Origin of the sequence: Paenibacillus sp. FSL H8-0280, assembly GCF_045040665.1 — a bacterium.
Classification (GTDB): Bacteria; Bacillota; Bacilli; order Paenibacillales; family Paenibacillaceae; genus Paenibacillus; species Paenibacillus xylanexedens_A.
Genome location: NZ_CP150296.1, coordinates 5,662,408 through 5,685,152 on the forward strand (window position 1 = coordinate 5,662,408; position 22,745 = coordinate 5,685,152).

Sequence of the window (22,745 nt, forward strand, 5' to 3'; positions counted from 1 at the left end):
TAAAGATAATTCACACTGACACTACGATGACAGAACAACCTTCCAATCCCTGTTATCCCCAGATTTTTTTCATTCCCTTTTTCTCAAGGAAAATCTGTTGATAGCGTATGCTTCCGATGCAGCTTTCTTTCAGAAAGCTTTTAGGGGAACGCTTCGCTTTTTCAGGTTTTTTCTGTCCTCTCCGTTACTGTGTAAATAATTAGTTCCAACTATATATCAGAGATGAATCCGGGATAAACGCGAGCACTTAGCTTCTCCAGATCGGTTCTGTACTCTACATTCAAGTGTAAAAAATATTTTTACTTTATATTGTCCTATATAAAGGTATTCGACGCAAAACGCCCCCGGCATGTAAACCGGAGGCGTATGTGTAAGCCTGTAAATTATTGGTGTTTTGCGATAATTCCTTTGAGCGCATCTTTCGAGTTCAGACCAACCACTTTATCTACCGGTTGACCGTCTTTGAAGAAGATCAAAGTTGGAATGCTCATTACGCCGAAGCGGGAAGCAGATTCCGGATTTTCATCCACGTTAACTTTAGCAATTTTCACTGCATCGCCAACTTCTGTGGACAGCTCTTCCAGGATTGGAGCGAGCATTTTACAAGGACCACACCAAGGCGCCCAGAAATCAACAAGAACCGTTCCTTCGCCTTCTACTTCAGCGTTGAAGGATTGATCGGATACGTTAACAATAGCCATGAAATTGTCCTCCTTATATATACTTACGGTTTATTTTAACCTGTAACGTCGTGAACGACACTTCCAGTATAACACAGGTACGTCAAACTTGTGAATTGAACGCTGCAATGTTCATCTTCCCAACATCAAATCTTCACAATTACAGGATGTGGCATACTAACTGCAAAATCTTTACAAACGCTTTCTTTTCCAAGTATACTAAAATTACTCCGGGTTTCAGCCCCCAATACGGGCAAGCTGTTTCCCCATAAGGAGGCAATAACATGGATGCAAATGTGCGGATCAACGACCCGCGTGAACATGTGAACGAGGAACCCCGCAACGATCTATTTGATCTGATTGCGGGTGTTGCCGGCATGGCCGGCCTGATGACAGTGATCTTTTTCGGTATGGTTATCTTCAAATTCCTCACCGAATAGGTTGCTCAGGCTCACGCAGGACCAGAAAAGCCCGGTTTTCGCGACAATGCGAAATCCAGGCTTTTTTTGGGACTACTGTAGCTTTTGATTGCAATCAGCTGAGCTTCTAAATCAAAAGCTCCACCGATAATTTGAAGATTAACCTTGTCCAGAACCGTTTCGTTCAATTAGATCGGTTTAACGTTTACCGCGCTGATTCTCACCCCGAACGGAGATGACATCCACGAATGGACGAATCCGGTCCATGAGACGCTGGCCTTTATTCGATTCCTCGCCGTCCCGATTGGTGAAACTAAGATGTTTTTCCAGCCCATCCAGATTGTAATTGGACGTATAGAAGGTTGGTTTGCGATTCATCCGATAGTTCAGAATGGACCCCATCACATGATCCCGAACCCAAGGGTTCAGATTCTCTGCCCCGATATCATCAAAGATGAGCAGATCACAACTTTTCAAAATATCCGTCATTTCCTTCAGCTTCTGCCCTTCACTGATCATGGATTTCAGATCCTCCACAAAGTCAGGCATATAGATAATGACACCCGTGTGGCCTGCAACCGCCAGTTCATGCAGCAGATAACACATCAGGAACGTCTTGCCTGTCCCGAAAGTCCCTTCCAGAAACAGTCCTTGTGGAGACAATCCGTTCTCCTTGGTCTCCCTAATATAACGAAGCACCTGATTCACTGCCGGAGCACGCATCCGATCCTTGCCCATGATCTCCACGTCGTTGTATCCGGCACTGAGCGCACGCTCGTCCACATAGAAACTGCGAATGCGTTGCTTAATGATATGTTCATTTTGCCGAGCGATATGTTTGGAACAAGGCGCTTTTATATCTATGATTTCGGGTTTACCGTTAAAATGTTCTACTTCCAGTTTGCAAAAGTGGCCCTGAAAATCGTTAGGACAGTTGTCGAGTCCTGGACAATTCGCACAGTTCTTAGAGTCTTTGGCGTACTGAAACAGCTTGCTCAGATCGGTCATGAGCTGTGCATCTTGCAGTTCAGGATGACCTGCGCGGAATTCGCGTACGTACGGATTTTCCATCAATTCCGCCGCAATCCGCCGCGATTGCTCACGAAAGGCAGGGTTCAGCTGCTGAAGCAGTCCTCCCAAGGATTCCATGGCTTCAAGCCCCCTTAATGTTTCAATATAGAATGAACAATTGAAGTGTACCCATGGCCATCTTGATGGCATAGGCACTTTCGATCATTAGCAATTCTACTGTTCATTCTATAGAAAAACAACCAATAACTCAACAGATACATCTGGTAAATAGCGTAACCCTTCCACCACCGTACATGATGCCTAGTTTAGAGTACACTTGCAGTCCTCTACCTTATAGTACGTGTTCAAAACTCTGTTTTCAGACTTATTGAACCACCTTTATTAGCGGCGCAAGCCAACAGTGATGATCTCGCATGAGCCTGTCTGTATGTTCCATTCCTTGTTGGCAAATGATAATGTTGATGCCTCTTCTATGCTGCGGGCATGAAACATCTCGCCCTCTTCCTCCAGGATGTTGCTCTTGTATGCCGTTTCAAATGGCTGTGGATTCGCTTGCGATGTTGCAAGCTTCAACGTGGCAGAGTTGGTGGTCATATTAAACCAGCGGAGCATCACATCACCGGAATCTTCATTCACCTTGAGTGAAGAAAAAGCCAAGCCGTCCCCTTGCCATGCAAACGGTGTGTTGTTAGGTGTCAGATAACCCGGGTGTACTTCAGTCTGTGCCAAAGTCCACGGCACCTGGAACTGATAGGCCTCGATATATGCACCTGACGCTGCACCATTGCCATCGTGAGGGATAATTTCGATCTGGAATGTATGTTCACCGAGGCATTGAGCTTCAGGTGTCGGGAACAAACCCCAGTCTCCGAGTTCGCCCACAGCACGAAGCAGCGTCACAGCGATGGTGTTGCGTCCATCTTGAAGCACTTCATATTCATTCAGGCCCAGATTGGCAACGACCAATCCGGCGTTCTTTTCACTCACATCCACAAAATTCTGTTGATGCTGTGTATTGCTTGGATTCTGCCACTCCGGTGCAGGGGTGTTATCACGTGTTGCAATTTCGAACATGGAATCCACATGATGAACAGCAGATACAAGATCCGTTGGGAAAAGAGCACGCACCCGATGATCCTTCGCCTGATTGTTGAAGGTTGTTTCCATTTGTAATCCTTTTCCATTACGACTCAGTGATATCACTGTACGAATCTGGAGCGGAATCATTTTAGTTGAACGCTGGGCTTTGCGATGTGGATAATAAATCAGTTCTCGCTGTTCCTGATCCAGCATCTCACCCGCCGACTCCGGTATTTCCCAATGATGAATCACTTCGAACGAGGCCAAATATGATGTATCCTCAAGGACCCGAATCTCAGCCTGAAGCGCTTGTGTTGCCAATGCTACTTCATTCTCTGGCTGCTTGAACATATATTCATTACCGATATCGCCCACATTTTCGTATACACCAAGGTCCTTGTAAGTCCGGCCTGTTCGTTTGTCTGTGAGTGTGAATGAACCGTTGTCAGCAATTGTGACGATCAAATGTTGATTTTCCATGCCACGTTCACCACGCAACAGCGTAGTCGTTTTCGACGGAGTACCACTCTTAGCATCATCCGCAAAGTTGACCAATGCATAGGTTTTCAGGCCAAATGCAGCTACATTCTCTGTTTCAAAACGAATACGTACTCGCCGACAACTATACGGCTGACGGAAGCGATCATCTGGCAGATCATAGCCAAATTGCAGACCTAGATCCTCCACCGTACATGGAATGTGATTACCATCTTCATCTACCAGTATGCGATCTGACAGGTCAACGGCTTTCATCTGCGTCGCCATCTCTTCCAATGTATATCCATCCCGGAAATACAACCGAGCCGCGTCCAGTTCCATCTGAACTACACCGCTGCGTTCCCACCCCGTTGTATTAAATACCACAACAGGCCGGGCATTTTCGCCGTAACGCTCAAAGATGGAGGTATCGACAGCTGTAGCAATCTGGCTGGTGCTCTCTTCAATTAAAGCCTCTGCTACATGACGGCTCTTATCAAACCGTGTCACCATCTCGCGGTGCACCTCATCCACACTGCATCCACAGATGCTGTCATGCGGGTGATTTTGCATCAGCGTTTTCCAGGCATACGTCAGTTGATCATGTGGATAGGCATTTCCAAGCAGATAGGCGTAGGATGCCAGGGGTTCAGCCACTTTTTCCAACATGGTCTGCCCCAGTTGGTTCATCTGTTTCAGATACACACGAGCCGAGGCCGTGTTCACCAGAGTTCCCCAGCCATCGGTACGCTGGCTGCGCAGTTCGCCTTTGACCGTGGACAGTTCATGTTCAGACGATGCTCTCAAAGCTTCCAGATAATCCGGAAAGTTCGAGTGAACGAACTCAATATCGGGATATAATTGCTCAGCCATGCGAATCGCTTCCGGCAGGTCTCGCTGAATCGGCTGGTGATCACATCCGTTCATGTACAGCAACTCATTGGTTGATGCATATTTCTCCGCGTCTGCAAGCTTTGTTTCCCAGAACTTGCGAGCCGAAGCCTCGTCTACCGGAACTTCATTCCCGTTGGAGTACCAGTTGGCAAACAATACGCCGAGCACTTTCGATCCGTCTGGTCCTTCCCACATCAGCTCCGAGAAGCTTGATTCATATCCGGCATCCGATACCGTATTATTAAATCCCGTAGGCTTCACTCCACGTCCAAAGAACACATTATCAATGCCTGATTGTTGCATCAGCTGCGGAGTCTGCCCGACCAATCCAAATGTATCGGGAAAGTAACCAATTTTCGAAGGAATGCCGTAACGCTTGGCGTCTTTATGTCCAACCTGCATGTTGCGCACATTGGCTTCACCACTCGTCAGAAACGCATCCTGCAGAATGTACCATGGCCCAATCACAATCCGCCCATTGCGGATATGTTTCTCCAGTCGTTCCTTCTGCTCCGGGCGAACCTGAAGATAATCTTCGATGATAATCGTTTGTCCATCCAAATAAAAGCTTTTATAGTCCGATCCCTCATCAAGCTGATCCAACAGTGAATCGACGAGCTGAATAAGACGCATATGATGCTTCTCATACGGCAAGTACCATTCCCGATCCCAGTGGGTATGCGAAATAATATGTGCTCTCTTTTTCTTGGTCATCGTGTTATCCCACCTCTTTCATCTTGTTGTACAATCTCAACCTCATCAGGGCGATACACCGCAGTCAGGTTTCCAGAAGCATCCGTGGCAAACAGCACCGAACGATTTTTCTCCAATTGGAACGAGTACGATACACCTGTACGTTGATCTCTCACTTGAACTTCATGGTTAAAGGCAAACTCCGATACAAATACGTACAGATTCCCTTTTGGAAAACTCAGCTTCCGGCCGTAGATCCCTGCGATATCTCCGCCAGATATCCATTCCAACTCCTGTTCGATGCTCGAAATTTCAGTCGCATAACGATACAATTCAGCAAGTGGTTCATCCCGTCCGTTTAACTCGAGCGGCAGTGGAGTCCAGATTAATTTCCCTTTACCCAAAGGAAAAACGGTTACTTCATCTGCTGTACCATTACCCCCATGAAGCAAAGTCTCCTTCGCCACCTCGGCGATACGACGCCGTCCATAGGTCACCCGGTGATTCACGCCATTAATACTCAGCAGTTCTTCCCGCTGCACGTTACCCAGACTGCGTTTGCCTACGATATGATCTGCCCGATCAGTTGCCTTCCAGTATGCATCCAGCCCCAGCGGTCCAGTAATAAGCAGGCTCGTACCTTCTTTCTCTGCAAACGTGAGCAATTGATGCAGTGCGTCGCTGTCCATATTATGCGGACTCGGCACGATAATCAGTTTCGGTGGCTGCTGCTCCAACGCTTCCAGATGATATTCGGATAACGCACGGAACGGCAATTTCAGATCATAGGACATCACACGGGTCAGCTTCGTTGTGGCATCATAGGCCAGGGCACGGTTGGAGAAGTCATTGGAATACGGGAATACCACTGCAATATCCTCCAGCTGGCGGTCTTCAAAGAGATCACGAATGCCATGCATGAATCGGCCAAAATCATAAGATACATCCGCCTCTGGCTTCTCCGTACCATCTGCACGCAGGGCTCCGATATGAGACTCATTGGCATTATCCATATAAAAGTTGGTGTTCCAGATCCATTGCACCGCTCCTGCGCCGCCTGCCGAGAAAGCATAGGCGTACTTACGTTCGAGAATGCCACGAAGCTCTTCCTCCGTCCGCTTGGCTCGCCCATCGGGGGTTTCCACATACATGATGCCCGTCTCCTGGATGAGATTTGGTTTGTTTGGCGTTTTAGCGAAAATACCGTCCCAGATCAGATCATCGTTTAACCACCAGGAATGCACCGTTGTATAGTCCACTTCACGTTCATAGAAGAAAGGTGAAGGACGCTGTGCACCAAGGGCTTCGTCCTGTCCCACAGTGACCAGATGATTCGGTACCAGATCCTTGATCGTACCTACAAGCTCTCTTGCCCAAACATTATGCATCTCCATAGAGAAAAGACAATAATCAAGCCAGCGTGTTCCTTTTTTGGCCTTGTGCATGTCCTGTACATCAAAATTAATCTCTTCCGCCTCCGGGATCACCGCGGCTGCAAAGTTCGGAAGCTGCTTCGGTGACATATTCCATGCCTCCTGCAACGCCTCAATCGTCTGATGACGCTGCTGAAGCCAAGCGATATAAGCCTGCTGTTCATATGAATCCCTCGCCGAGCGTGGGCCAGCTGAGAAGATACGCACCGGATCAAACATCGATGGCTCGTTAATCAGATCCCAGTCCACATGTGTTGTATACGTGTGACGACTGACGATGCTGCGGATGAAACGTTTCTGAGCCTCGACACTCTGCGGGTCCAAATACGGATTCGTGCCTTCCCATGTCTCCGGTGTAAAGGAGAAGAAGGTGAATGTGACCTGTAAGCCATGCCGTTTCGCCGTTAAAATAAAAGCATCAATGGCACGAAGCACATCCTCTGCCATATGTCCGTCCACCTGCATCATGTTGCGATAGGCGGTCCAGATTCCCGTCCGAATCCAGTTGATGCCGGCTTTTGCCATCTGAGCCATGTCTCGATCCCAGACATCCGCATTCGGTAGAAAGAGAAATTTCCGTGCCACATCGGAGGTCATGTAGGTCATGCCCACAACAGGGAGAGGACGTCCGTCTTTTACAAAATAGTCTCTGCTGCGGGTAATCACTTCCCCTTCTGCCAGTAGTGCGGCATCTTGTCCCCAGAAACCTTGACGCAAGATTCGAACTTCCCCGTCAGGAGCCTGCGCGTGGCATATGATCCGATACAGCCCACTTTCAATGGAAACCGGGAGAAGTATACGTTCGAAACGCTGCTCACCGGAAAGTTCCATCTCCAGTCGATGGCTCCATACCTTCTCCGTCGTACCACTTGTGCCATCTTCATGCTCGACTGTTATGTCGAATGCCCACAGCTCGGACTCGGTAAGTCTGTTGCCTGCTCGCTGTAAAATCTGGCCTTGAAGTGTGAGTACAGCCCGCTCATCTGGCTCATACGAAGCATAATTCGTTTTCAGGGATAACTCAGTTACACCTTGCGCACAGAATTGCGCCCACTTCACAATCTCGACAGCGCCATCCTGCTCCCAGAATGAGGTGGTCAGCGGCAGATGTACAAACATCCAGCGTGAACCAACAAAAGTCCCGCGGGAGTTTTCCCACAGAACGACCGGAGCGGCGACACTGCGCCCGTCCTTACTCATGCCACGAAGTAATGGGTAAATCTGCGTACTCATTGGTCCTGATGAACCCATCTGGTGGGGCAGATCACTTGTTTTGGTTGTATGTGGAACCAGATTCCATGTATCTGCCTTTTCGAACACCCCCTCTTTCCCAGTGAGAAGCGGGATCTGTTCGGATGACGTGTACGATTGCACATTGGCAGAAGATACGTTCAGTGCCTCATGAATATAGAGTTCCTGATGATACGCGGTCTGCTCGGACTCTACAACCCATGCCCCATTTTCATATCGAACCGGACGTTTGAAGGGCGCACCACCAACACTGATCAGGCTCCCTCCCTGATGCAGATAAGCTGCAATCTCCGTCCAGGCGGACTTGGGAAAATAGGGTGCATGCAGATTGACCAGACATCCTTCACCAGCCGTGGCTTTCAAAACCTCTGCAAGTTCATCGACGTTTACAACGATGATCTCTTCGACTGCTTTCCATGTATTCAGAGCCTGTTCAGTTGGAAAAGCACCATCCAATGGAAACGCAGGATCAGCGAAGATTATCAGCTTTTTATCATTAGGTTGGATACTCATAACAGGCCATCCTTCATGGATTTATAGACCAACTGGGAGAACAGGCTGTTGGACCATGCAAACCATTTTCGTGTAAAAATCGTTGGATCATCAGCGTGGAAGCCTTCATGCATATAACCTGTATCTGCATCTGTCGCTTCGAGCATGCGAATAATCTCCAGTTTCTCCTCGGCAGACTGCGCAGTCAGTCCTTGCATGGACAATCCCATATGCCAGATGTAATCTGGTGGTGTGTGCGGACTTCCGATCCCTTTGGCAACCTTGCCCTCATAATAGAACGGGTTCTCTTTGCTCAGGGCAAAACGGCGCGTATTCTGGTAGATCGGATCATCCGCTGTGACGTAACCCAGATATGGAATGGACATGAGTCCTGGTGTACCCGCATCGTCCATGAGACAGTGATTTCCATAACCGTCCGTCTCGTACGCATAGATTGGTCCAAATTCCGGATGACGATAAATCCCGTACAACTGAATGCCGTGATCCACGTCCTGCTCCAGATCCTTCAATTCCTGCAAAAGCTCCATATCCCGGAACACCCACTCGGCAAACTCCTGCATTTGGCGCAGAGCTACAACCGCGAACATGTTGCCAGGGATATTGTAGTGGAAATCACACGCATCATCACTGGAACGGAAACCGGACCAGATCATACCCGTGTAGTTGACTGGCATACCCTTTCCGTGATTGCGCAGGGAATCTGTTGGGATACCGTTATTGCGAGTAAATCGATATGGAGATTGTTCCATGTGATGCTGTTCGACTTTGAACAGGTCCACGATTTTACGCATAGCTGCCTTGAAACTGGAATCAAAAATGTCGGTCAGCTCGGTTTCCTTCCAATATAAATATGCTAGCCGTACAACAAAACATAATGAGTCGATCTCAAATTTGCGTTCCCACACCCAAGGTGACATCTCGGTCTCGTCCGTAGTGTTCCAGTGCCAGTCGTTGGCCGTCTCATTGAAGGCATTGGCATACGGATCGATGTGAACATATTGGATATGACGTTTAATCAGCCCACCAATAATGCGTTGCAGGTCCTCGTCTTCTTTTGCAAACGGAATGTAATGTACCACCTGCTCCACGGAATCACGCAGCCAGGAAGCCGGAATATCTCCTGTGATGACAAAAGTGGTACCGTCCTCCATCAACTTGGTTGTTGTTTCGATGGTGTTAGGGAAGCAGTTTTTGAATAATTGAAGCAGTTTTGGTCGGTGAGCCAGTTTCTGTTCCGCTTCTTCGAGCACGGCCTGAATGGATTGTGGCAAAGCAACAGGTGGCATGGGGATTTTGGGTAATCTGAACTGTTCCATGGATGAGTGCAACTCCTTAAACAAATTGAATGGTGTAGCTATACAGGATGAAACAAAAAATTTACACGGGACCACTGCGCGGTCAGAAATATCCTCCGATCGCTGTTATCCCCAGATTTTTTTTGTTTCCCTTTTCTAAAGGGTAAAATCTGGGGATAAAGGCGAACGCTTCGCTTCTTCGAATTCTTTCTGCCCTCTCCGTTATCGTGTAAATGTTTAGTTGAACATGTATAGCTCAAAAATATTTCAAAAAGGTTTACCGCAGTAGCACGGTTTGTATTTGGTAAGGTTTAAAAGATAATGTGATCTGGCCATTGGTATGGGCCAGTGGTTGGACCGGTTCTTCAAGTGCGTTGGAGTGGTGGGCTTGCTCAAAGGCATGCGGCCATTGCAATGTGATGGTTTCGCGTTTACCTGATGATTCATAGAAACGAAGTACGGTGCCTTGTCCATCCTCTGCCATTTTGACGGTATCCAGAATGACATGGTTACTATTTAAGTTAATCCAGGAGCCTGTTGCTGGACGTACAGGTGCCGCAATTGCAGTTGCATCTGCAAGTGGATCGACTCCAGTCCCTGTGCTTGGCTGTACCTGCTCTATCTGCTGCTCTTGTTGTATCTGCCCCATCTGTTGCACTTGCTGCGACTGTTGTACTTGTTCTACTTGTTGCACAATCACCTCATGATTTAGTTCAGCGGCCTGTCGTACGGTGTGTGCAGTTCGCCAGTCTCCGTCGTGTGGATATAGGGAATACGTGAATTCATGTTCTCCCAGATCGGCTGTACGATCAGGCCATTTTGGTGCTCGCAGCAAGGACAAACGAATGGTGCTTCCCTGCACGTCGTACCCGTATTTGCAATCATTGAGCAGGCTCACGCCGTATCCATATTCGGATACATCCGCGAAGCGATGTCCACAGACTTCATACTGCGCTTGTTCCCAGCTTGTGTTGCGATGTGTTGGACGTTCCAGTGTGCCAAATGGAATCTCAAACGTAGCCTTGGAGGTCACCACATCAATCGGGAAGCCAACTTTCAGAAGTTTGTGATTCTCGTTCCAGTTCACCTGTGTTTGGAAGTCAATTCGCCGTGAGTCATGATAAAAGACGATATCTTGTGTGATTTCCGATTGATGTAGCTTCCAGCGGAAACGCAGGACATCTTTCGTTGTACCCGCCAGCACCAGCTTTTTCTCCAACAGTTCCACTTCGCCAGCAATCTGTTCCTCATAACGACTGTCGATATCCCATGCATCCCAGAGCGTTGGACGATCGTGGAAGAAGTGAAGTTGATTGCCTCGTTCACCCGGCTTCAACATCTCACGCTCTGCGGTTTTATCCCACAGACGGGTGATCTCCCCACATTTGTTGAACTGCACATGATAAAAGGCAGTATCCCATGTATCATTAAAGGTTGTTTGTGCGGCAAGGTTCTTCATTTCCCGTACATTCGTTTCCCTTGTATTTTCCGGTACCAGCCAAATCGTCTTATATCCAAACGCCGGAATGTCTGTCACGAGAGTAGACATGCTACCATCCTCCCGATCCATCCGCAAGCGCTGGCCTTTTTCATCGATGCCGTAGCGATACAAACCATCCTGCACAGGAAGTTGAACGACCGCACTACGTTTCCAGCCCAGGCTGTTGAATACAACATAAGCTACTAAACCTTCCGGTCCCTCTGTGTTTATACCCGTTGTCAATGCAGCAATGCCTTGATCCAGTCCGGTTCTGCCCAATTCAAATACCTGTACATATTCCTCATTCGAAGTGACGTAGGACTCCGTAATCGCCGATCCCGGTATAATATCGTGGAATTGATTCAGTAAAATCAATTTCCAGCCGTCATGCAGTGCTGAACGCACTTCAGCTTCGGTATTCGCCTCCATATCTGGCAGAGCGAGTGTATTCCACAGCTCAGCTTCTCGATACAGAACCTCCGCTTTCCGATTGTTGCGCTTATTGCGCGCATGTGTCGTGTAGGTTCCCCGATGTAACTCCAGATACAGATCACCATGCCACTTCGGAAGTACAGGTTGCTCCTTTTCAATTCCGGCAAAGAAAGCTCCAGCTGTGCTATAACGGCTCGCAGGCTGTCCAACCATCAGGTCTGCGCGATCCACATACTCCAGCATCTCGCGTGTTACGCCACCGCCGCCATCTCCGTGTCCGTATAGAAGCATATGCTCCGGATGCGCTGCTTTCTCACGGTAGGACTGCCAGTGATCATGAATGTCCTTCGGCAACGTATGCTCGTTAACACCATGATTGAGGTAAGACAGGATCGGTGTGCCGTCAATGCCCACCCAGTGGAAGAGATCGTATGGAAACACATTTGTGTCGTTCCATCCGAGCTTTGTTGTCATGAAATATTCCACATTGCCATGCTTCAAAATCTGCGGCAGGGAGGCACAGTACCCAAACGTATCCGGCAACCATTCGATCTGTGATGTTTTGCCAAACTCCTCCATATAGAAACGCTGACCATATAACATCTGGCGAATCAGGGACTCCCCGCTTGGGATGTTCAGATCCGGCTCAACCCACATGCCGCCAACCAGTTCCCAGCGGCCTTCTACAATCCTCTGCTTCACCCGCGCGTACAGCTCGGGATCATGCTCCTTCAGAAACGCATATAGTAAGGGTTGGCTCTGGGAATAAACATAGCCCGGATATTCATTCATGAGTGCATCCACGGTGGAGAAAGTACGGCTCGTTTTGCGTACCGTCTCACGTACAGGCCACAGCCAGGCAATATCAATGTGGGACTGTCCCACCATATGCTCCAGACCTTCCGCGTTGCCGCCAATCTCACGTACATGATGCTTCAGATTATTCTCAATCTGACGAATACCCTCTCCCTGCTCAATCTCTTCTGCTGACATGCCTACAAATTGATCCATCGCACGATATACCAGTTCTAAAAGGCGAACCCGCCGAAAGTCACTTTCCGGTAGCAACACAGCCGAATCACGCACAATAATGACGGTATACATCAGACTACGAACCGCTTCATTGGGTCTCACCAGCAGGCTCGTAATTGATGTGATCGGTGGCTGAATAACCGCCTGTTGATTCAAGGGGTCCACGGGTTCAGGTACCGGATCAAACATCTCAATCTCAAGTTCCGGAGCGTTTCCGACTTTGGATGGATCAAGCGTGACGTAGGTATGATTGCGGTCAAGGCCCTGATAAGAGTGCCCATTTACCCGAAGCAAGCCTTCTCCGCCTGTCTCAAATACAAGCCCGTAAGGTGCTTGCTGCCATGTAGCAGGGATCTCCAAACTTGTTCTGAAAAAATAAGTCGTTCCCTGTTTACTCGGAAAACGATCAAAATCTTGGCCTTCCGGGTACTCACCCTGATCCTCATACTGTCCTGGCACATGATAATAAGCGCGGGTAATGCCCCAGCTGCGCAGCTGTAATTGCTCCAGCCACTGATGTTCGGACAACTCGCGAATAAATCGTCTGATACGTTCCAACGTCTTACGCCTCCCTTACGGTCAGTTCGGCTATTTGCGTATCGTTTACGCTGCTGCCGATATGAATATGGAATTGTCCCGGTTCAACGACAGGCTTCAAATCACGACCAATATACTGCAGCTGCTCGGCCCCGATGTGGAATTCCACGGTCTGTGTCTCTCCTGGCTCCAGGTTCACTTTTGCAAACCCCTTCAGTTCCTTAGCGGGACGAGTCAGAGAGCTAACCACGTCAGAGATGTACATCTGTACAACTTCTGCACCTGCATAACGGCCAGTGTTGGTCACATTCACCGATACCGTAACTGAATCATCAGTTGTCATGGACGCAGCACTCAGCTGCGGTTCACTGTACTCAAATGTGGTATAACTCAGTCCGTATCCAAATGCATAACGTGGCTCCAGATCCTCTTCGAGGTAACGCTTGCCTCGGGAACGTTTGCCGTTATAATAGATCGGTAATTGGCCGACATGCTTTGGAATGGAGATCGTCAATTTACCCGATGGATTCACATCACCGAATAAAATATCTGCAATGGCATGCCCGCCCTCTTGGCCCGGATACCACGCCTCCAGAATTGCATCGACATGTTCATCTACCCAAGGCTCAGTGATGGGACGACCATTGATGTAAACAACGACAAGCTTCTTGCCGAGCTTGTGAATCTCCTGAATGAGTTCCAGTTGTACTCCGGCAAGCCCCAACGTCATCCGGTCGATCCCTTCGCCGCACTCCATATCGTTCCATGAGTTATCCGATACATTGGAAGCGCCTGTCTTCAGATCGATCGTTCCTTCTCCAAAATCACGCGCACTGGAACCGCCAACCACCATAATGACTGTATCCGCTTGACTGGCAACTTCAAGGGCACGCTCGAATCCTTCTTTCGAATCACCCTTGATCCGGCAGCCTGGTGCATAAAGAACCTGATCTGTACTGCTGTCACCAGTCAAAGGACCAACAGAACTCTTCTCCGTTTGCCCATCCACACGATTAGCCAGCTTACTGCGAATCCCATCCAGTACCGTCGCCACTTTCGACTTCGGTTGCGGAGATGTGTAATCGCCCAGTTGATTGTAAGCCTGATCCGCATTTGGGCCGATCACGGCAATCCGGCCCACATTTGCTAACGAGAGAGGTAGAGTTTCAGCCTCATTTTTGAGAAGTACAACACCTTCCGCAGCCAACTGGCGTGCCAGCTGAACATGCGCTTCACTGCCAATCACTTCTGCTGCCCGATCGGCATCCACATAAGGCTGTTCGAATAAGCCCAGTCTGAACTTCAATGCCAGCACGCGAGAGGCAGCCTGATCCAGAACCTGCATATCAAGCTTGCCTTCTGCCACCGCCTGCACCAGATATTGCCCAAACATCTCACCGGACATTTCCATATCGATGCCTGCCTCAATCGCCTGTACGGAAGCTTCCATTCCATCTGCCGCGACATCATGCCCACTTGCCAGCATGTTGATCGCACCACAATCCGTAATGACCAGACCGTCAAAGCCCCAATCCTTACGCAAAACATCTTCCAGCAATTCCGTATTCACGGTGCAAGGCGTGCCATCAATTTCGTTGTACGCTGGCATGATCGACGCAGCGCCCGCTTCCACCGCTTTGCGGAATGGATACAGATCCACTTCCAGCAGTTCGCGCCAGCCCATATGTACAGGCCCTGCATTACGTCCACCTTCCGAGCTGCCATAACCAACAAAATGTTTCAGCGTTGCCGCTACTGTATCTTCACGGTCAAGACTTTCACCCTGAAGCCCTTCCACGGAAGCAACTGCCAGTTCTCCAATGAGAAACGGATCTTCACCGAAACATTCCTCGGTACGTCCCCAGCGCGGATCACGCACAACATCCAGTACCGGAGAATAGGTGACCGCGCCACCTTGGGCACGTGTCTCCCTTGCTACTGCCTGGCACATCTCCCGATAAAGATCCACATTCCAGGTGCTCCCCAGTAAAAGAGGCACAGGATAGACCGTTCCGTCAATAGCCATATGACCATGCGAGCACTCTTCCCCGATCAGAATGGGAATCCCCAGTCTGGAATGTTCTATTGCATAACGTTGAATCAGGTTAACCGCCTCAGCGCCTTCTCTGGCGGATAGTCCATTTTCCAACGTAACGCCAGTCCACGGATCTGCGCGAAGTGCACCATAGAGGGAGCCGATGCCTCCATTTTCCACTTGCTGTTTAAAGGAATCATTTAACGTGATGTTCCCTTGATCATTCGTATATGTTTGCCAGCCAAATGGCTGAGTGAGTTGGCCTACCTTTTCTTCCGTAGTCATCAGACTCAGCAGGTGTTGTACCCGTTCCTCTACGGATTTGCTTTGGTCCTTGTAAGTCATCATTGCATCTCTCCAATCCTATAACGTGATCCGATTATTCTTTGACCGCGCCCACCGTCAGACCCTGTACGAAATAACGCTGGAAGAACGGATAAGCGAATATAATCGGCAACGTAGCAAGCACAACCATCGCCATTCGGGACGTATCCTGCGGAATGGACTGCATGGCTGCCAGACTCATCGAACTGTTAGCAGAGTTCTGCTGGATAAACTGGATGCTCGACTCAATCCGCATCAGCATGGATTGCAGCGGCACCAGATTCGGATTATCGATATATAACAGCGCATTGAACCAATCATTCCAGTAACCGAGTGTACTGAACAACCCGATGGTTGCCAGTCCCGGCAAGGAAAGTGGAACCACGATTTTCATAAAGGTATAGAACTCACCAGCGCCATCAATTTTCGCCGATTCAATGACTGCATCCGGTACACTGGTGGAGTAGAATGTACGCAGGATCATAATATAGAAGGCATTCATCGCCAGCGGCAGAATCAGTGCCCATAACGTATCTTTCAACCCAAGCAGCTGGGATACGACCATATAGGTTGGAATCATCCCGCCGTTGAACAACATGGTCAGAATCGCAAAGATGGAGAAAAATCTCCGATACCTGAAGCTCTTGCGGGAAACCGCATACGCATACAGCGACATGAGAATCAGACTAATGATGGTACCAAGTACCGTCACCAGAATGGTAACTCCATACGCCCGCAGCAGCGTGTCCCCACTCTGCCAGACAAACTGATATGCCGCGAGACTCCATTCTGCCGGAATCAGACGATACCCATCACGGGCCAGTGCTTTCTCGTCTGTAAACGAGATGATAACTACAAATATAAAAGGAAATACACAGATCAGAGCGAATAGACCTGCGATGATGTTCATGATCACGTTCCAGCCGTTGGATACGTGGTGGAAGTCGCGTTTTTTAACAAACCCTGCTTGAGCCATAGTGGTTCACTCCTTTCCCTTGTCCTAGAATAGGCTGCTATCTTTATCGACTTTGCGCACAACATAGTTGGAGATAATAACAAGCACAAAGCCCACCACGGATTGATACAATCCCGCTGCTGTACTCATGCCGATCTCACCACTAGTTTTCAAACCTCGATATACATACGTATCAATAACATTTGTCACGGAATAAAGCGTACCCGAATCCCTTGGCACCTGATAGAAGAGTCCAAAGTCGGCATAGAAAATGCGGCCTACGGCCAGCAAGGTCATAATCGTGATGATGGGCGACAGCAACGGAATCGTAATATTGCGAATCTGCTGCCATTTGCTTGCTCCATCAATCATGGCTGCTTCATAGAGTGATTTATCAATCCCCAGTATGGAAGCCAGATAGACAACGCTGCTATACCCGATGGTTTTCCATAACGCTACGAATACCAGAATATACGGCCAATATTTCGCCTCAGAGTACCACTGAATTGGTTCCATCCCAAACCAGCCGATAATCTGATTCAACATCCCGCGGTCCATGCTCAAGAAGCTGAATGCGAAGTAACCAACAATAACCCAGGATAGAAAATACGGCAGAAACATACCAGTTTGATACAGTTTGGCGAGTCGTTTATTCACTAGTTCCGAGAGCAGGATTGCCAATGCCACAGAAAATACCAGCCCCAGGAAGATAATGGCAATGTTATAAAAGAGGGTGTTGCGTGTAATGAGCCATGCGTCACTTGTGCTGAACAGGAATTTGAAATTGTCCCAGCCAACCCATTCACTCTTCATCAGACTTGCCCAGAACCCTTCACGGCTGAATCGATATTCTTTGAAAGCAGCCACTGTACCCACAAGAGGCAAGTAGGAGAAGAAGAAGAACCAGATGGCGCCTGGCAGCACCATGAGCAACATGACTCGGTTTCTAATCAGGTTTTTCAAAAATGTAGTCATTGTGGATATCCTCCTTCAGGCTTGAATGAAAAAGGACCGGACGCGATAAGCAGCCGCCCGATCCTTACGATGTACTGTTACTTGTTTTCTGCTCTCCAGGCATCCAGCTGGCTTTGGGCTTCAGCCATTACTTTCTCCAGTCCGGCTTGATTGAACTTCTCAATCACTTGATCCAGATTGGCTGCCGGGTCCAGTGTACCTGTCATCAGTGCTGCCCAATATTGCTCTTTCACGTTCTGTACCGCCGTCAGTTCGGCAGATACATTGCTTGCATCAAAGTTAAAGCTGAGGATCGGGGAATTGACACCTTCAGCGTTAAACTTCTTGAACTCATCCCATTTGTTATCAGGGTCATTGCTGTTCAGATAGAGCAGCATGTTATTCCCAAGGGAGTAAGAAGGCATATCGTAGTTTTTCGATTCAGGCAGATTTTCCATATGCGTGTCATCTACTTTTTTGTAGTGTGTGCCCTCGATACCGGAATCCACCATATTACGCAGCACAGGATCTGTATTCAGCAGGTTCAGGAACTCCATCGCTTTCTCCGGATATTCCGAGTTGGCAGAGATCGCCATAATGGAGCCTTGTACAGATGTATTCGTTATAATTGCTTCACTTGCAGGTGTTGAAACAACTTGATAACCGTAACTTGCAGACCATTGATTGTCCGCGAGTGGCTGAGTCTGTGCACGATCCAGGAACCAGTTGCCCGATGTTGTCAGGTCGTTCGTGGAACCTGTTGTGGCTGCTTCTGCCGATACATAACCGGCTTTGTAATATTTGTGCATCGTCGTAAGTGCTTCTTTCATTTCAGGTGTTTCCAATATGTTCACGAGTTTATAGTCCGTTGTATCCAGCTTGATTGCCATCGGCAGATTCTGAATGACATAGTCATATGGCACGTAAGGAACATAGTTTTTATCCATGGCAAATGGTGTTACACTCGCCTCGTTTTCCTTAATTGTTTTGAGCAGAGGCTCCAGACTGTCTAACGTACGAACGCCAGAGATGTCCAGCTTGTATTTATCAACCAGCATTTGGTTAAAGCGCCATACCTCTTGTTGTGGCAGCTCTTTGTTGGCTGGAATTCCGTAATTGTGTCCATCTACCTTGGAACCGCTGAGGAATGCCGGATCAATGGTCTTGGTAAGATCCTGACCGTATTCAGCAAGCAGGTCATCCAGTTCGAGGAATGCACCTTTTCTAGCATTTTGTACATAATCGAATCCACCAGAAGAAGTGAACAGAATGTCCATTGGCTCACCGGAAGCTACGTTAACCTGCATCTTCTGCGGGTAGTCACCCCAGTCAACCATCTTCATCGTTACCGTGGCATTAATTTTCTCTTTGGTATACTTGCTCACTTCTTCCATCACTTTGTTGACGTCTTTCTGAGGGGTACCGATGGTATACCAGATCAACTCTACGGCGTCATCTCCAGCTCCCCCGGATTCTGAAGCATCTTTGCTTCCTCCACAGGCACTAAGAACAAGTGTAACGGCCATTAACAATGCAAGAACGAGTGAGAAGCGTTTTCTTTGTTTACTCATTTCTTTGATCCTCCCTTTTCGTGTTCCCTTAGGCTCTACTTACTAACTGCTTTAACCTTATCGAATGAAAGCATTTACAAAAAGAAGATAAACTTAAGTTTTCGAGGTACAAATTAAAGAGAAATCGTCCTTGGGCAACTATTTTGTACCTATTTAAATAAATCGCTTACATGAAAGAGACATGCCGGGTAACGTATGCCATGATTTTCATCCATGCCATTCCTGTTCCCGATATGTCTCTTGGCTCTCTGTCCGCATGGTTGGATCTACCCGTCACCGAATTAACCAAACACCTTGAAATCAGTCGGTGAAATTCCTACATATTTGCGGAACTGTTTATAGAAATACCCCGTCTCCCAATACCCCACATTTCGGGCGATCTCATGTACCTTCAGATTGGAATTGCGCAGTTGCTCCTTCGCACGTTCAATCCGGTATTTGTTGATATATTCGGCAAACGTCTCTCCGGTCTCCTTATGGAACAATTGTCCCAAATACACCGGATGCAGATGATAGTGGGCACCCAGCAGCTTCAGGGAAAGTTCTTCTGCGTAGTGTTTGTCGATATGCTGAAGCACCTGATTCACAATCGGATTCTTCAGATCCTGCAATAGGGATTGGATCGTCTGCGACCCAACCTGCTGAAGCGCCCGCACGAGTTCATCAAAAGTACCACTGTCCAGTACAAGTTGAAGCCCTTGTTGGTATATGGCAGACTCATCCGAGTGTTTGATGCTCTCCAGTTCCATTTTGAAGCGAATCACAACTTCCAGTGCGGTATTCTGTAACTCCCCAGGCGTAAGCCCATCGCGATGCTGTTCAAAATCCATACGAATCCGGTCGGCAAGTTGTTCTGTATTGCGGGACAGAATGAGTTTGGCGTATTCCCTCCAATCAATGAAAAAGGTCGCTGTTGAACTTCCGCACCTTTCCAGTATGCCATGGTCGATGACTTTAAGGTCGGGATAAATCATCACATACTGGAGTGCTTTTTTGGCCTCGGCATAACTGGTCGGCGCATGGTACAGCCCTTTCATCATTCTGCCTGCTCCAATGCGCACCGCCGGATGGGTTACGGTTATCTCATCAGATAATGCCTGCAGGCCATCCATCAAATTCTGTTTCTCGTCACTCGTACCCTGAATATTGGCAATAATGACGATGTCTCCATCGATATCATGAAATACGTTCAGATGGCGTCTGTCTCTCAGCATCTCTTCTACACGTTCAAACATGCCGGGTACTTGCCCTTTGTCACGTAGAATGGCCACAGCAACGTCCGGTGCATCCAGCGAAAGGTTCATAAACTGGGCACGTTCTTCAAATTCGGTAGCTGCAATCTGTCCCGTAAGCCATCGATGAAGAATGTTATCTTTCAGAATCTGGATGCCATACGCATCATCGGCTTGAGGTGATACCGTATGATCCAGCTTGGACGCGGTGTTGCTTAGCGTGGATTCCAGTTCCTCCACATTAATCGGTTTGAGCAGATAGTTTTCGATTCCCAGTTGCATGCCTTCCTTCAGATATTCGAACTCATTGAAACCACTGAGGATAATGACCTTAAGCTCAGGTTGTACTCGCCTTGCTTCCCGAATCAGGTCAAGACCATTCATGAGTGGCATGGATATATCCGTGATCAGAATGTCCACAGGCTGAGAAGAGAGCGCCTGTAACGCTGCTTGCCCATTACCTGCATGGCTCACAATTTCCATTCCAAACGAAGACCAGTCCACAATATCGTATAAACCTTCAATGATGAATGGCTCGTCGTCCACAATAAACACCTTGTACATGTTAAACACCTGTCCCTTCTGTATGTGGATAACGCACCCTGATTCGTGTTCCTTCTCCGAGGGTGCTCTCTATGGTGATACCGAACTCTGGCCCATACAGGAAGCGCAATCGACTATGGACACTGCGCAGCCCGAACATCTGACCAGACTCTTCAGGACGTTCCAGTTCTTCAAGGATTTCCGTCAGGCGTGCCGGATCAATGCCTTTGCCATTATCTTTGACTTCCACTTGCACCACATCATCTGTCTCTTCCACAACAATCGATAATCGGTTATCCGAACGTTCTGTCTGAATGCCATGTACGACATAATTCTCAATGATGGGTTGCAGCGAAAGTTTCACCACAGGGTGTTGATAATACGAAGGGTCGATCTGGATCGTATATATGAAAATATCCTTGTAGCGGATTCGGAATAACTCCAGATACAAGCGGCAAGCTTCCATCTCATCCTTCAGCGTATAGTTCTTCTTCTGCTGTACCAGGCTCTTAAACAATACGGATAGGCTATAGATCATCTCGCCGACATCTCTCGCCCCTTGGGATATCGCCCTCATCCGAATCACTTCAAGTGTATTGTAGAGAAAGTGAGGATTGATACGCGCCTGTAATGCAACCAGCTCGGTCTCCTTCTGTTTGATCTCGGCTTTGTAGACCCGTTCAATATACAGATTCAGCTCGTCCAGCATGTCGTTGAAGCTATGTGAGATCTGCCCCAGTTCATCATCACGCGGATCGTCGATGCGAGCCGTGAAGTTGCCGTATTTTACTTTCTGGGTGAAGCGAATAATTCGACGGGTTCGTTTGGCAAAGTTAATAATGAAAAACGCCGGAACCAGCACAGCAAATAAAATACACACAATACTGATCGAGATGATGGTATTGCGAATGCCCGCATAGGTTTCAGCCATCTCTTCCACCGGAACGGTGCCAATGACCACATAACCCTGATCCGCGGAGACAAACTTGTTCACATACATGTTCTGCTCCTTTTTCATCGAATCCATATCCGTCTGATCAAACAGAGAATCGGCCACATTCACATAGGGGTACTGCTTGCCATAATAATGATTGTTGGAGTCGAACAGGACTGTGCCTTTGGCCGACAACACCACGATTTCTCCCTTGAGATTGCTCTCGTAGTTATCCAGCGCGTTACCGATTCCCTCCGAGTCAAAGAAGACAAGAAACTGGCCCAGATTCCGAAGAGTCTGTGTATTGTTAATCGGTACGCGGATGGAATAGAGCGCAGGGTCCCATTGATTGATCTCTTTGCGAATCCAGTAATTGGGTGCACTGATATTGGGCGTTTCCATCGCCATCACGTCCGGAATATAGGAATGAGCTACATTGGCGTCCAGCTTGCGGAACTGCTTGTGTTGATTAAACGTAGACAGATCCTGCTGCTCGGCGCTATACAACATGAGTTGGTTAATCTGCGAATTACGATCCATAATGTTCTGAAAATGTTTCAACACATCGGCCGAATAATCGTCCTGATTGGCGTAATATCCATTGGTCATGTGCTGCACATACTCAGCGTACGAATGATTCATCAGGTAAGTAATGTTGGCCGAGAGTGCCTCATTCTGATGCATGTCCCTCACCATGTTTTGTACCGATTCATACTGCTGATGAATGTACCGATCCACATGTTCCATCGCCGCTTTCTGGATCGCCAGTTCCCGGCGAATCGTGGAGTCGGACACTGACAGGAAGATAATATAAGACAACGTAATAATCGTGACAATCGATATCATCGAGAAAATCAGGAGCATTTTCATAAACATATTATTTTTGAAGAAATTATTGTAAACGCTAACAATTTTCAATTCGCATGTTCCCTCCGATGCTGTTTTCCTG

General features: G+C 48.1%; 13 protein-coding genes. 1 reads left to right on the forward strand and 12 read right to left on the reverse strand.

Translation table 11 applies throughout. The annotated features are described in order from the left end of the window. Positions 1-383 precede the first annotated feature (383 nt). Positions 384-701, reverse strand: coding sequence for a thioredoxin (gene trxA, locus MHI12_RS24665; protein WP_017692451.1), 318 nt, complete (start codon positions 699-701; stop codon positions 384-386). A gap of 263 nt (positions 702-964) precedes the next feature. On the opposite strand from trxA, the gene MHI12_RS24670 reads away from it, so the two are divergent. Further along, positions 965-1,120, forward strand: a complete 156-nt coding sequence (locus MHI12_RS24670; protein WP_143781130.1) for a YqzM family protein — start codon at positions 965-967, stop codon at positions 1,118-1,120. A 177-nt stretch (positions 1,121-1,297) separates the two neighbouring features. Here the strand turns inward: MHI12_RS24670 and dnaI are convergent, their stop codons facing one another. From dnaI to MHI12_RS24725, 11 genes are all read right to left on the reverse strand, one after another. Further along, entirely contained in the window at positions 1,298-2,248 is a 951-nt protein-coding gene (gene dnaI / locus MHI12_RS24675; protein WP_062837925.1) for a primosomal protein DnaI, read from the reverse strand. Positions 2,249-2,512: 264 nt separating this feature from the next. Continuing rightward, the gene (locus tag MHI12_RS24680; protein WP_405170604.1) at positions 2,513-5,296 is read right to left on the reverse strand and encodes an alpha-mannosidase; all 2,784 of its coding nucleotides are present in this window, start codon (positions 5,294-5,296) and stop codon (positions 2,513-2,515) included. Continuing rightward, positions 5,293-8,472, reverse strand: a complete 3,180-nt coding sequence (locus MHI12_RS24685) for a beta-galactosidase (RefSeq protein ID WP_405170605.1) — start codon at positions 8,470-8,472, stop codon at positions 5,293-5,295. Before MHI12_RS24685 ends, MHI12_RS24680 begins: the two co-directional genes overlap by 4 nt. Next, a complete protein-coding gene (locus MHI12_RS24690) occupies positions 8,469-9,788 on the reverse strand; it encodes a glycoside hydrolase family 125 protein (RefSeq protein ID WP_074096344.1) in 1,320 nt (439 codons plus the stop codon). Before MHI12_RS24690 ends, MHI12_RS24685 begins: the two co-directional genes overlap by 4 nt. A 256-nt stretch (positions 9,789-10,044) precedes the next feature. Further along, positions 10,045-13,269, reverse strand: a complete 3,225-nt coding sequence (locus MHI12_RS24695) for an alpha-mannosidase (protein WP_405170606.1) — start codon at positions 13,267-13,269, stop codon at positions 10,045-10,047. Between the two features lie 4 nt (positions 13,270-13,273). Next, positions 13,274-15,631 carry a glycoside hydrolase family 3 N-terminal domain-containing protein gene (locus MHI12_RS24700; protein ID WP_405170607.1) on the reverse strand — a complete coding sequence of 786 codons (2,358 nt, stop codon included), beginning with the start codon at positions 15,629-15,631 and terminating at the stop codon, positions 13,274-13,276. Between the two features lie 31 nt (positions 15,632-15,662). After that, on the reverse strand, positions 15,663-16,583 hold the full coding sequence (locus tag MHI12_RS24705; protein WP_405170608.1) for a carbohydrate ABC transporter permease: 921 nt from the start codon (positions 16,581-16,583) through the stop codon (positions 15,663-15,665). A gap of 24 nt (positions 16,584-16,607) precedes the next feature. Next, positions 16,608-17,537, reverse strand: a complete 930-nt coding sequence (locus MHI12_RS24710) for an ABC transporter permease (RefSeq protein WP_405170609.1) — start codon at positions 17,535-17,537, stop codon at positions 16,608-16,610. Between the two features lie 77 nt (positions 17,538-17,614). After that, a complete protein-coding gene (locus MHI12_RS24715) occupies positions 17,615-19,087 on the reverse strand; it encodes an ABC transporter substrate-binding protein (protein WP_036673370.1) in 1,473 nt (490 codons plus the stop codon). Positions 19,088-19,368: 281 nt separating this feature from the next. Beyond that, positions 19,369-20,883, reverse strand: a complete 1,515-nt coding sequence (locus tag MHI12_RS24720) for a response regulator (RefSeq protein ID WP_405170610.1) — start codon at positions 20,881-20,883, stop codon at positions 19,369-19,371. 1 nt (position 20,884) lies between these two features. Beyond that, positions 20,885-22,714 carry a sensor histidine kinase gene (locus tag MHI12_RS24725; protein WP_405170611.1) on the reverse strand — a complete coding sequence of 610 codons (1,830 nt, stop codon included), beginning with the start codon at positions 22,712-22,714 and terminating at the stop codon, positions 20,885-20,887. Positions 22,715-22,745 lie beyond the last annotated feature (31 nt).